This window comes from Pseudovibrio sp. FO-BEG1 (assembly GCF_000236645.1).
Taxonomy (GTDB): domain Bacteria; phylum Pseudomonadota; class Alphaproteobacteria; order Rhizobiales; family Stappiaceae; genus Pseudovibrio.
The window spans coordinates 1,630,547-1,643,269 of the sequence record NC_016642.1; the positions used below are offsets into that span (position 1 = coordinate 1,630,547).

Below are 12,723 nucleotides of genomic sequence, written 5' to 3' on the forward strand. Positions count from 1 at the left end.
TATGAATGCTCCTGATTTCTGGTGGACGTCAAATGGAACGTGGCAAGCAAAACTCTTGAGCCCATTGGGTGCACTCTATGGCTTCTTGGCAGCACGCCGCTTCAAGTACAATCCACGTTACAAAGCCAAGCAGCCAGTGATCTGCATCGGCAATTTTACAGCAGGCGGAACGGGCAAAACACCTTTTGCTCTGGCATTGAATGCACTGCTGCGAGAAGCGGGCCATACTCCAGGTTTTCTCCTGCGTGGTTACGGCGGCACCAACAAAGGCCCGCTGCTTGTTGATCCTTCTAACTATGCTGCTGCTGAAGTTGGAGACGAAGCCCTCTTGTTGGCTCGTCGTGGCCCAACGGTAATCTCAGCGGATCGCGCTGCAGGTGCGAAGCTTCTGGAACAGCAAGACATCTCTGTCATCATCATGGATGATGGTTTTCAGAACCCGTCCTTGCACAAAGACTTCTCCATCGTGCTGCTGGATGCCAAAACCGGTATCGGTAATGCCAGATGTATTCCAGCTGGCCCACTCAGAATGCCTTTCAAAAAGCAACTGGGACGCGTCAGTCTGCTGATGGTTGTGGGCGAGGGGAATAAGAGCGAGCTGCAACAGGAAGCCGCCCAGCAAGCCGGTATCGACCTGATGCGCGCTGCTATCCGTCCCGTCTCTGCAGATGCACTGGAAGGGGAGCGGGTCCTGGCTTTTGCGGGTATTGGCCGACCTGAGAAACTCTTTGCCAGCCTGAAGGAAGCAGGAGCTGAGGTCGTTGAGACCATGTCCTTCCCGGACCATCACTACTTTACAAAGGAAGATGCACGCCTGATTTTGCGCGTGGCAGAAGCGCAGGATCTGCTGCCGATCACCACAACCAAGGACTATGTGCGTTTGGATGGCCGCGAAGAGCAGTCCATTGCGCGGCTTGCAAATGTTGCAAGTGTTCTGGAAGTGGAGATGAAGATTGAAGATCCAGACGCCCTGCTTGAGCGCCTGAAACCAGTGCTTGGATCCGCGAAGGTTTAAGCCTTCAGATCATTGCTTTCATAAGCCTGCAGGGCAGCATCTGCATCCACATAAGCTTCTTGACGGGAAACACTCCAGTACTTGAGCTCTTCAAGCATGATCGTTTTGCCAGTGATCGCACACTTCACAAAGTTACCTGGTGCTTTCACCTGATAATCACCATCCATGTAGCGGATACGTGCTTCTGTTGGAATGCGCGGTTGTTCAAAACGGTTCATTATTTCTGCATCCGGAATTGTTTCATTTCTCTCTTCTTACCGCTCAAACTCTAAAAAGGCCACCGCGTATCTCCGAAAAATAGAGACGTAGTTTTCAGGTTAGAGACGCCCTTTGAAACTGCAAAGCGGTAAGTCTGGATATCTTAAGCAATGAACTCTGGCAGCAATTAAGCTGCTGCCAGTTTTTCCCTGCGAATTTTCTCGATGGTCCGCCAGCACACATACTGCGCAAGAAAGGCAAAGACCACGCCACCAATAGCTTGTCCCGCTAAGACACCGTTAGCCTGATAGAAGTAAGCACCAGCGATAGTGAACGGAATGGTACCCAGTGTCGCTCTGCCCCAGTTGAACAGCATGGAGTAGATTGGGAAGCCGAGGTTGTTAAAGACCGCATTGGTCACAAACAACGCTGCATTAAACAGGAAGCCAGCAGCCGCGAATGTGCAGAAGAAGAACACCAGAGAAGCACTATCGCCCTCTGCATTGAAGAACTCAACCAGCGGCTCTTGCAGCATGAACAACAGTGCCCAGGCAGCCAGCGTGTAGACCACGATCAGTAGAAGAGAATCCTTCACGATCTTGCTCAGGCGATCAAACTTCAAGGCTCCAAAGTTCTGCCCAATGATAGGGCCAACAGCACCGGAAAGGGCAAAGAGCGCACCAAAGGCCACAGGGATGATACGGCCAACAATCGCAAAACCTGCTACAGCACCATCTCCAAACTGAGCCATCTCAGCAATGATCCAGGCGTTACCAGCGGGCGTCGCAATGTTCGTCAGCATGGCAGGTGTTGCCACCTTGAATAGATCAACCGTATCGCTCACAGCCTCTGAAATTTCCGGACGGCCGATCATGTTGTGTTTCACGATCAGGATGTAAAAACCAACGCCAACCATCACCGCACGGGAGATGACAGAGGCGACAGCCGCGCCTGTGATGCCCATATCAAACCCGAAGATCAGGATAGGGTCGAGAACTGCCGTAACAAACCCGCTTGAAAGCGTCACAAACATCGCACCGCGCGCATCACCAACAGATCTCAGCAGCGCAGAAAGCACCATGGCCCCAACCAGCAACGGCATGGACGGCACGACGATGTAAAGGAAGTGCAGCGTGTATTCGAGGGTGCGTCCACTTGCGCCAAGCAACATCGCCAGATCATCCAGAAACGCCAGACTACCCGCCACAACAGCCAGTGAGATCAGCGTGGAAATGATCAACGACATACTAACAAGCCGGTTTGCGCTTCTGGCGTCTCCTTGCCCAATACGGCGGGCAACGGAAGCGCTGGCGGCGATGGAAAGCCCGATGCCGATGGCGGAGTTGAAGAACATCACCGTACCGGCGTAACCGATAGCCGCGGCCAGCTCTTCAATACCCAGCTGTGCAATGTAAAAAAGGTTAGCGAAATCAACGAGGAAAATAGCAATCAGCCCGACAGAGCCGGTAGATGTCATCACCAGCACATGGCGCATGGTCGAGCCATAGGTAAACTTTGCGTCCCGTGCGCCGGATCTAGTTGGTCTGGACATAAAAACTCACTTTTCGCGATGCTGATAGCAATCGCAGGAGAGGGCCTCAATGACCCTGCAATCATGTATCTTGCCGCTGGAACAATGAACCAGCATTTTTTTCAGTTCACTTTGCAGGCTTTGCAGACGAGCAATTTTGTCTTCAACCTCGGCAAGGTGAGCCCGCGCGATCTCGTCTGCACCCTCGCAGTCATCTTCGGGATGTTCCTTGAGCAGCATAAGGCTCTCGATCATCTCAAGAGAGAAGCCAAGATCACGTCCATGACGAATGAAAGACAGTCGGTTCAGGTGGTCTTCGCCGTATCGGCGCTGGCCGCCCTCAGTCCGCGGAGGCTCCGGTAGCAGCTTCTTTTGCTCGTAAAACCGGATTGTCTGGACTTTAACACCAGCCTTCTTCGCCAGATCACCGATTGAATATTCACCAGCCATATCGAACCATAGGGATTAATGTGGACATCGTGGGAATGCAGTGCCACAGATCACGAAATGTAGAAAAGAGGATGCAATGCACCCTCGCTCTAAATGTGCTTCAAATCAATAGAGGTCAAGAGTAGTGTGCTGATATCTTGACTAAATCAATCAGGTTTTTCTGATTTGCCTTCGTCGCGCGGAGTGCGTTGATGCAGCATATCAGAACCGGCCAGATCACCACCAGCCAGCTGCATTGTCAGCCGCTCATCGTCCCGTTTGCGAACATCATCCTCAACCTCATCAATCCGGTCCGCTGGCAGACCAAGGTACTCAAGTGCCTTGCGGCCAAAGGTGAGGCTGGACTCGAACGTCTCGCGGATCTGGTAGTCAACACCCAGGCGGGTGAGATCCAAAGCATGCGCCCGATCCGTTGCACGGCAATAAAGAGCCGCATTCGGGAAAGCGGATCTAATCTGCAAGATGGCCTGCTTCATCACGCGGTCATTTTCAATACACAGCGCGATCAAGGTCGCGTTCTCGCCACCAGCAGCCTTCAAAACATCAGGCCGCGTTGCATCACCATAATAGACCTTGTAGCCATACTGACGTGCGTAGTTGATGCGGTCCGGCTTGTTGTCGAGAGCAGTCACGGAAATACCTTCAGAAGTCAGCATCTGCGCAACCATCATGCCAAAGCGACCAAAACCCACGATTAGAACGCTTGGGCAAGCATCTTCGAAGGTCTCGATCTTGTTGGTGGTGTCGCCATGCTTCTTCATGCGCTCGGCCACAAAGTCCAGACCCACAGCGCCAAGCGGTGTCAGCAGCATGGTCAGGATCACAACCGCACTCAAGATGTTTGCTGTTTCTTCCGGCAAAATGGCCGCAGCGGTCGCCGTTGAGAATAATACAAAGGCAAACTCACCACCTTGAGGCAAGGTAACAGCCACACGGAGCGCGTCAGAGTTGGAAGATCCAAACAGGCGGGAGAGACCCCAGAGCAACACGCCCTTGGTGATCATAAGCAGGACCACAGCAGAAACGATGCGCTGCCAGTTGGCGACAATCAGATCCAGCTCCAGCGCCATGCCCACCGTCATGAAGAACAAGCCCATGAGCATGGATCGGAACGGTTCAATATCGGCTTCCAACGTGTGTCGATAACTGGATTCTGCGAGCATCACGCCGGAGAGAAATGCGCCGAGAGCCATGGACAATCCCACGAGGCTCATCAGGCCCGCACTGCCAAGGGCAACCAGCAAAGCGGCCGCAATCATCAACTCTCGCGCACCAGATGCTGTCAGAAGCTGGAAAAGGGGAGAGAGCAGGAAACGTCCGGCAAAGATCACGAAACCGACGGCGGCAACGACCGTGATCACCTGCATCGCAATGGAAGCTTCTTCCACGTCTGCTTGGGCAGGGGCCAGAATGCCGACCATGGCGAGCAAAGGCACAATGGCCATGTCCTGCAGCAGCAAAATACCAAAGGCCCTCTGGCCATACTTGGTGCTTAGGTGCCCGCGTTCCTGCAGCATCTGCAATGCGAATGCGGTGGAAGACAAAGCAAGGCCAAGACCGGCAATCAGCGCAACCTGCCAGGAAAGGCCAAACATCAATGCGCCCAATGTCAGCACAAGGCCGGAAATCAGCACCTGTGCTGTGCCAAGACCAAAGATGTCCCGCCTCATGGTCCATAATCGGGCGGGCTCAAGCTCAAGCCCGATTACAAACAACAGCAGCACCACCCCAAGCTCCGCAAAGCCCAGTATTCGCTCAGGCTCATTGAAGAAGCTGATGCCATAAGGGCCAATCGCCATGCCCGCTGCAAGGAAGCCCACAACCGCGCCAAGTCCAAGCCGTTTGGTAATTGGTACGGCGATGACGGCTGCGGAAAGAACCACAATGGTTTCAATAAAAAACGGAGGGACGTGAGCTTCTGCCATTGGCACCCTAAAAACAAAAATTCAAATACTGAAACAGACTTTGCTGATTTCTGTCGATTCTGAGGGAAATACCTTAATTGTATCTAAGGGAAAATGTAGTTTTCCGTATAAAGCTAGTCTGATGATGGCTTATGTGTTGAAGTTTTTTCAGAATTGTCCGCCTGCTCCTTCTCAGCCTGTTTTTCAGCCTCTGCCAACCGCCGTGCTGGCTCGTTCAGGGCCGTGGATTCGGACTTCGGTTTGATCAGTGGTTTCACTGGCACTTCTGGCAGTTTGAACTGCTTGTAACCAGAGTAAAGCCCACCAACCTGTTGCAAGGCCAACAGCTCCGCATCACGCCGGCGAACATCAGCAAGAATTTCGTGAGTGTGATCCTCGTCTTCTCCAAGCTCCTCCAGAATTTCCCGACCAAACTCCAGCGCTGACTCCAGTGTTTCGCGCAGCTGATAATCCGCCCCGGCAGTGACCAATTGAATGGCATGGCGCCGGTCATGCGCGCGCGCAAATATCTTGGCGAGCGGAAACTGTGTTTTGGTCATACGCACAATCTGGCTGGTCGTCTCAGCACGTTCCGTACACACCGCAATCACACTGGCATTTTCTGCCCCTGCTGCCCGCAGAACATTCAGTCGCCGACCATCACCATAGTAGATCCGATAACCAAAGCGCGAAGCCTCCCGAATGTGCTGGGCATCCATATCCAGAACAGTCACGGTGGAGCCCTGTGCAATCAGCATCTGGCTAGCAAGCTGCCCAAAACGACCAAACCCGATCACCAGTACATTGGTGCGCCCGCCTTCTGTATTGGGAATATCCGGCTTCACCGGCTCCGGCCTGAGCTTCACCCCAAACCACTGCGTCAGCTTCACACTGAGCAACGTGAAGGCCATGGTGAAAGAGATTATCGCCGAAAGCAGGCTGCTTTGATGCGGGTTCAGCAGGTCAACGGCAACGGACGCGGAGAAGATAACAAAACCAAATTCCCCCGCTTGCGCCAGTAATCCGCCAATCTGCAAACTGTTCTCTGACGTATGCCCGGAGATGCGGGTCACGGTGAAGATGCTCAGGCACTTCAGAACCATGAGCCCAAAACTGCATGCCAGCACCATCACCCAGTTCTGGAAGACAAAGTTCATATCAATGGACATGCCCACGGTGATGAAAAAGAACCCCAGCAACAAGCCACGAAACGGCTCAAGGTCTGCTTCCAGCTCATGTCGGAAGGAGCTTTCTGCCAACATCACCCCCGCGATGAACGCCCCAAGCGCACTGGAAAGCCCTACAGCTTTCATCAGCGCGGCAGCCCCCAGCACGGTTAGCAATGCAGAGGCCGTCATCATCTCTCTGGCACCAATGCGGGCAAACAGGCGAAACAACGGTGTCAGCAGATATCGCCCAACAGCAACCAACAGCAGCACGGTGGACGCCATAATCAATGCGGTCTCCCAACCAGGCCGTTGTCCTGTATCAATCGGAACCGGCGCTACAATCGCCATCAGGGCGAGAATGGGAACGATCATCATGTCCTGAAACAACAGGATTGCGATGGACGTCTGCCCCATGGGTGTCGTCCGGTCCCCACTGCCTTGCAGTATGCGCAAGGAAAGGGCGGTTGAGGAGAGGGCGAGGGAAAGCCCGATTATGAGCGACTTCTGCCAGGTCAGCCCTGCAAAATAGATCGCCAGACCAATCAGAAGTGCAGAAAACCCAACTTGAGCAGACCCTGAGCCAAAGATCTCCCGCCGTAATGACCACAGCCTGCCGGGATTAAGTTCCAGCCCGATCAGAAACAAAAGCATTACAACGCCAAGCTCACCGATCGGGCGAAGTTCATCTGGCGTGCTGAAAGGGCTGCCAAGATACTGGCCAATCCCCCAGGGACCAAGAATGACACCTGCGATCAGGTAGCCCACGATCGTCCCAACCCGGATCAGCTTGGCAAACGGCACCACCAGAATCGCCATGCTCAAAAACAGCATGATGTCTGCGACAAAATCCAGTTGGTGGAGTGAGATCATGAAAGAGGGCGGCTCATTATTATTTTTGCAGGAAAAGCTACAGACCCATCGTAAATTCGGCTTCAACACAATGCAGACAAGCTAAGGCAAATCTTCAGGACCCTTAACGAACTGCAATTTCCGGTGTTCACGTTGTATTGAAAAAAGATGCAATTTAGCTCTTGAACCTACAGTGACTAGAGCCTTTACAGTCGATTCATTCTCGATTGGAGGCGCAAATGCTGGATAAACCGAACACTCAATTAGATGTCCTGCTCAAGGAAACCCCACTGCTAAACTTCCGGGCGCCAACCATCCGTCAGCTCGTAGATCAGCGAAAATGGAAGGACTTATCACCTTTCGATCGGGCAGGGGCTGTCTATGATTTTGTCCGTAACGAAATCATGTTCGGCTACAACAAGGCCGACAACATCCCCGCCAGTCAGGTGCTCGCCGATGGTATCGGTCAATGCAACACCAAGGGCACACTGCTCATGGCCATGATGCGCGCAGTTGGTATTCCCTGCCGCCTGCACGGCTTCACCATCCATAAGGAGCTGCAGCGTGGCGTGGTGCCGGAGCTGGTCTACAAAATCGCCCCTGAGAACATCTTGCATTCCTGGGTGGAGATCTGGCTGGAAGATCGCTGGATCAATCTGGAGGGCTTTATTCTGGATGAGGCCTTTCTGACAGCGCTGCAAAAGGAGTTTGCCCCAAACCGCCAATCCCTGTGTGGTTACGGTGTCGGCACCAACTGTCTTAGTGCGCCTCAGGTCGATTGGCAGGGACAAGACACCTACATCCAGAAAACCGGCATCAACAACGACTTTGGAACCTACGACAGTCCTGATGACTTCTATGCAGAGCATATGCAGGCTTTTTCACCAGTAATGAAGGCACTTTATGAAAACGGCATTCGTCATGTGATGAATTGGAAAACCAACCGCATCCGTGCCGGCAAAGTGCCAGCTATCCCATTGCTAGACTAAAGTGAACCGCGAAGAAAAAAGGGGCATCACTGCCCCTTTAAAATTCTCAAGATGACCTGAAACCAATCAGGTCGCTGTGCCACCAATAGTCATCTCATTGATGCGCATGGTTGGCTGGCCTACGCCCACTGGCACACCCTGACCAGCCTTGCCGCAAGTACCAATACCCGGATCAAGCTTCAGGTCATTACCAATCATGGACACGCGTGTCAGGGCATCAGGACCGTTACCGATCAACATCGCACCTTTCACAGGAGCTCCAATCTTACCGTTCTGAACGCGGTAGGCTTCTGTGCAGGAGAACACGAACTTGCCGGAAGTGATATCAACTTGACCACCACCAAAGGAAACAGCATAGATACCGTCCTCAAGGCTCTCAATGATCTCTTTCGGGTCTTTATCACCGGCTTCCATGATGGTGTTGGTCATGCGTGGAAGTGGCTGATGTGAGAAGGACTCACGTCGGCCATTACCAGTCGGCTCAACACCCATCAAACGTGCGTTTTGACGATCCTGCATGTACCCAACGAGAATACCATCCTCGATCAGTGTCGTACGGCCAGTTGGTGTGCCTTCATCATCGACAGAAAGAGAACCGCGACGCTTGGCAATGGTGCCATCATCAACGATTGTTACACCCTTCGCGGCCACCTGTTGTCCCATCAGGCCAGCAAAGGCAGAGGTCTTCTTGCGGTTGAAGTCACCCTCAAGACCATGCCCCACTGCTTCATGCAGCAGAATACCCGGCCAGCCGTTGCCAAGCACAACATCAAACGTACCTGCCGGAGCCGGGATCGCTTCCAGATTGACCAGAGCCTGACGCAGGGCTTCATCAACTGCGTGTTGCCAGCTGGTCTCTGCAACAAACTCACCAAACCCTTCGCGGCCACCAGAGCCATAGGACCCAGACTCTTGCTTGTCGCCATCACCAGCCACAATGGAAACGTTAAGGCGAACCAGCGGGCGCACATCGCGAATACGGTGCCCATCAGCGCGTAAAATATCAACGGTCTTCCAGCTGCCTGCTAAAGAAACAGTCACCTGCTGAACGCGTGGGTCTTTCGCACGTGCATAGGCATCAATCTCCTGCAGCAGCTGAACTTTCTCGGCAAAAGTCGGACTACCAATCGGATTTTCATCCGTATAGAGCTTCTGGTTGGTGCGGGTTGGCGGCGCTGCATACGTGCCGGAATGCCCGCTCTGCACGGATGCCACAGCATCAGCGGCACGTTTCAAAGCAGCTTCGGAAATGTCGTCGGAATGGGCATAGCCAGAGGCTTCACCAACAACAGCGCGCAGGCCAAAGCCTTGGCCGGTGCTGAAGCTGGAGGATTTCAGGCGTCCATTATCGAACACCAGGCCTTCGTTCTGGCTGTACTCCAGATAAAGTTCCCCATCATCGGCGCCTTTCAGCGCTGCCGCAGTGATCTGGCGCGCTGTCTCCTCGTCCAGTCCTGAGGTCTGGAGAAGATCAATCGGTTTATCGCTCATGGGTAAAACTCCGAAATAAATGGATTTGCTCTGTTGTGGCGAACAATCCGTGCACTTTCAAGGCTTACTCGTCAATAAAGGGGGAGGGAAGCCCATCGCTCCCAAGTATTTGAAGGTCAGTGCAAGAAGGCAAGCACCAAACCGGCACAAACCAGAACCGCACCGGAAACCCGGTCGAGCCTGAACTTGGCCGATGGTGCGGACATCCAGTTGCGCCAATAGCCGCCAAGAATGGCAATCAACCCATCAATCAAAACCGCCATCACCAGATAAGTCGCGCCCATAAGAGCAAGCTGCGGGTCTGGCGGATAAGCCTTGTCGATAAACTGCGGAAAGAAAGCCGCCATGAACAGCAGGGACTTCGGGTTGGAGAGGCCAACTAGAAAGCCGATTTTCAAGTGCTTACGCCCATGGCTCTCTATTTTGTCATGCCGTCCGGCACGCAGCCAGCTGGAGATCCCAAGAAAGATCAGATAGGCAGCACCCCCCAGCTGAATGATCTCAAAAGCATCAGGATACGTGCGCACCACCCAGGAAAGACCCAGAATAACGGCAAGAATCTGTACTGCTTGAGCGATGGTCATGCCAGCCATGACAATCAACCCGGTTGCGGTACCTTCACGTGTCGATTTTGCCAGTATCATCATTATGTTGGGGCCGGGAATGGCAAGCAGTATGAAGGTTGCAGCAATAAACCCAAGATAAAGGCTGATATTCATCATCTGGATCCAATACCCGATGCGATGTTCCTGAGGGCAGCTGGCGCAGAGCAAACTGCTGCTAGGGGATGTTCCCAACATGCATAGGTTCCGCAATCAAACCCTTGGGATTTCTGCGAGAGTTTTAAGCAAGCTCTCTGTTTCATCTGAAAACCAGCAGTCCCATCAAAAAAACACCCGCCGTCAAAAGCACACCGCTGTTAAACCGCTTTAGAATGTCCTCAAGCCGCGGCGACCGGATCAGGCGCTCCACCAGCCCACCACCAAGAACTAGCGGCAAGTCCAGACAGGTGGCGATGAGTAGGAAGGTGGTACCAAGAAGAACAAACTGGCCGTCAACTGGATGAGTATGATTGAGGAAATGAGGAAAGAGAGCTGCGAGGAAGATGAGGGTTTTGGGATTGGCAATGCTGATGGTGAAACCGGTGAGAAAGTCTGAACCTTGTCCGCTGGGCTCCTGGATTTTTCCATCCGCAGCCCGCCACCTGCGAATGCCAAGATAAATCAGATAAGCCGCCCCCAAAACGGTCACAACTTCAAACACATAAGGATAGCTCACAATCAACCAGGAAAGCCCGAAGGAGACCAGTATCACCTGAATGGCTTCAGCAGCTTTCACGCCAATAAGGGTAAAGAGCCCAGCAAAAGTGCCACCAGATGCGGATCTGGAAAGGATCAGCATTTTGCTGGCGTCAGGCACGGACATAATCATTAATGTCGTGACAACAAACGCGATATAGACATGCATCGCTATGGGCACGGCTCACCTGCAAGGGGCTGTTTTCTATTCTGACGGGCCGATGTAGCCGCAATCAATCAGAATGTGCCTTCATAAAAAACTGCCTATCGAATATAGGGTGCAAAAACCCTTTGCCCGGCCATCATCTTTTTAAGAAAACTAAGAGGGCTCTCGGTTCGATAGCGTTCTATTTCAATGCAATAAGATAATGTAATGATGACACTTCAATACTTTAAAGCGCAGGCAAGGAACAACGCCTGGGCCAACTACAGGCTCCTGAGCAGCTGTCAAAACCTGACAAAAGTGGAGCTGACCGCAGAACGAACCAGCTTCTTCCCCTCCATTTTGATGAGCTTGAACCACATCCTCACCGTTGACTGGTTCTATGTCAGCGCTCTGGAAGGAAAGCCACTCGGCATCCGTGCTTTCGATCCTGAGTACCCATTCGACGACATCGCACCACTTTTTGAGGCACAAAGAAAGAGCGATACCAAGCTGATCGATCTTGTTGACGCTCTGGAGCCATCTGACCTTGCTCGAATACTCGTGCTGAGAGATGACAAACCGTTAAGCGAACAGGCAGACAGGATCTTACTGCACCTCTTCCAACATCAGATCCACCACCGCGGGCAAGTGCACGCCATGCTGAGCGGAACCTCCGTCAAACCTCCGCAGCTGGATGAATTCTTCCTGGGGAATGAGATGGAACAGGCCGCCCGTAAAGACGACTTTGCAGCTCTGGGCTTTTCTGAGGCAGATATCTGGCCTGAGCCTGAAAAGCAGAAGGGCTAAGAAGTGGGATCAATGCGGCCCTGAAAAGACAAAAGCCGAAGCGATTAACATCACATCGGCTTTCAGCTTACTTTTTAAAGGGGCGAGGGCTTATGGAAGAGCCGCAATCGCTTCTTTCAAGCCAGTCAGGGAAATCGGAATGCCGATGCCTTCTTCTGGTGTTTCAAAGATAATGAAGGTCGCAGTCTGGCCATTGGTCAGCTTGTCGATCAGGTCTTTTTCCAGCATCGCTTCAGAAACACAGCCGCTTGGAGCTGGCAGGCAGCGGATGAAAGGCATACGGCCAACATCTTTGCCATCAACATTCAGGCCAAGCTGCATAGGCAGCAGAACACCTAGTGGAGCGAGAATGCGCAAAACGGTTGCTTGCTGGTCAGCCGTCTTAAGAATGATCGCTGTCAGGCCCACGGTATCGCGCGCAGAATCTGTAACGCTTTGAATAAGAGCACACTGCTCGACATTGGATCCCGGAGAAGTGGCGCAACGCTGCTGCCAATCACCAAACTCGCCCTTCAGTTCGCCGAGTGCCTGTTGCGCATGACCTGCACCGGAAAACCCGACGGTGCCCGCCATTGTCATCGCAACTGTTAAAGTCAGCGTGCGTAAAAACTGCTTCAAAAAACCTTCCTCCAGTTCACTGGCTACGCAGTGCCTGTCTCCTCAACCAGCCGGCGAGGGGTGCTTCCCTAAAATATTGGAATACCGCTCCTGATGTCAAAGCGCAAACTGGCATTATTCGCTGTCCACTTAACTGACGGGGAAGGAGGGTTCCGACTCACTTTGTTCACGCCGAGGTAACGATCCTTTTTGCCGATAAAGTGACGATTTGGTGTGTGAAATTAGACGCATGGATAGAAATGATCGATTTTCTTTATAG

The 12,723-nt window shown here is 52.8% G+C and carries 12 protein-coding genes; 3 read left to right on the plus strand and 9 right to left on the minus strand.

The window, feature by feature from the left end; genetic code table 11:
• The first annotated feature begins 1 nt into the window (after position 1).
• Positions 2-1,015 carry a tetraacyldisaccharide 4'-kinase gene (gene lpxK / locus PSE_RS07460; RefSeq protein WP_014284298.1) on the plus strand — a complete coding sequence of 338 codons (1,014 nt, stop codon included), beginning with the start codon at positions 2-4 and terminating at the stop codon, positions 1,013-1,015.
• Here lpxK and PSE_RS07465 read toward each other — a convergent pair.
• The 5 genes from PSE_RS07465 to PSE_RS07485 form a co-directional block, all read right to left on the minus strand.
• Positions 1,012-1,233 (minus strand): DUF2093 domain-containing protein, encoded by a 222-nt coding sequence (locus PSE_RS07465; protein WP_014284299.1) that lies wholly within the window; start codon positions 1,231-1,233, stop codon positions 1,012-1,014. The genes lpxK and PSE_RS07465 overlap by 4 nt on opposite strands.
• 167 nt (positions 1,234-1,400) lie before the next feature.
• Complete coding sequence (locus PSE_RS07470; RefSeq protein WP_041768116.1) at positions 1,401-2,765, minus strand: MATE family efflux transporter; 1,365 nt, start codon at positions 2,763-2,765, stop codon at positions 1,401-1,403.
• Between the two features lie 6 nt (positions 2,766-2,771).
• Positions 2,772-3,194, minus strand: coding sequence for a helix-turn-helix domain-containing protein (locus PSE_RS07475; protein ID WP_014284301.1), 423 nt, complete (start codon positions 3,192-3,194; stop codon positions 2,772-2,774).
• A gap of 146 nt (positions 3,195-3,340) precedes the next feature.
• Positions 3,341-5,119 (minus strand): monovalent cation:proton antiporter-2 (CPA2) family protein, encoded by a 1,779-nt coding sequence (locus PSE_RS07480; RefSeq protein ID WP_041768118.1) that lies wholly within the window; start codon positions 5,117-5,119, stop codon positions 3,341-3,343.
• Between the two features lie 113 nt (positions 5,120-5,232).
• Complete coding sequence (locus PSE_RS07485) at positions 5,233-7,137, minus strand: monovalent cation:proton antiporter-2 (CPA2) family protein (protein ID WP_041768120.1); 1,905 nt, start codon at positions 7,135-7,137, stop codon at positions 5,233-5,235.
• Positions 7,138-7,355: 218 nt separating this feature from the next.
• Here PSE_RS07485 and PSE_RS07490 point away from each other — a divergent pair, with 218 nt between their 5' ends.
• Entirely contained in the window at positions 7,356-8,105 is a 750-nt protein-coding gene (locus PSE_RS07490; RefSeq protein WP_014284305.1) for a transglutaminase family protein, read from the plus strand.
• A 66-nt stretch (positions 8,106-8,171) separates the two neighbouring features.
• On the opposite strand, the gene tldD is transcribed toward PSE_RS07490, so the two are convergent.
• The 3 genes from tldD to PSE_RS07505 all read right to left on the minus strand — a co-directional run bounded on the left by tldD (position 8,172) and on the right by PSE_RS07505 (position 11,075).
• The gene (gene tldD, locus PSE_RS07495; protein WP_008550088.1) at positions 8,172-9,596 is read right to left on the minus strand and encodes a metalloprotease TldD; all 1,425 of its coding nucleotides are present in this window, start codon (positions 9,594-9,596) and stop codon (positions 8,172-8,174) included.
• 116 nt (positions 9,597-9,712) lie between these two features.
• A complete protein-coding gene (locus tag PSE_RS07500; protein WP_208998109.1) occupies positions 9,713-10,318 on the minus strand; it encodes a LysE family translocator in 606 nt (201 codons plus the stop codon).
• A 139-nt stretch (positions 10,319-10,457) separates the two neighbouring features.
• Positions 10,458-11,075 carry a LysE family translocator gene (locus PSE_RS07505; protein ID WP_208998110.1) on the minus strand — a complete coding sequence of 206 codons (618 nt, stop codon included), beginning with the start codon at positions 11,073-11,075 and terminating at the stop codon, positions 10,458-10,460.
• Between the two features lie 192 nt (positions 11,076-11,267).
• On the opposite strand from PSE_RS07505, the gene PSE_RS07510 reads away from it, so the two are divergent.
• A complete protein-coding gene (locus PSE_RS07510) occupies positions 11,268-11,846 on the plus strand; it encodes a DinB family protein (RefSeq protein WP_041768123.1) in 579 nt (192 codons plus the stop codon).
• Between the two features lie 90 nt (positions 11,847-11,936).
• Here the strand turns inward: PSE_RS07510 and PSE_RS07515 are convergent, their stop codons facing one another.
• Entirely contained in the window at positions 11,937-12,419 is a 483-nt protein-coding gene (locus tag PSE_RS07515) for an invasion associated locus B family protein (protein ID WP_014284309.1), read from the minus strand.
• Positions 12,420-12,723 lie beyond the last annotated feature (304 nt).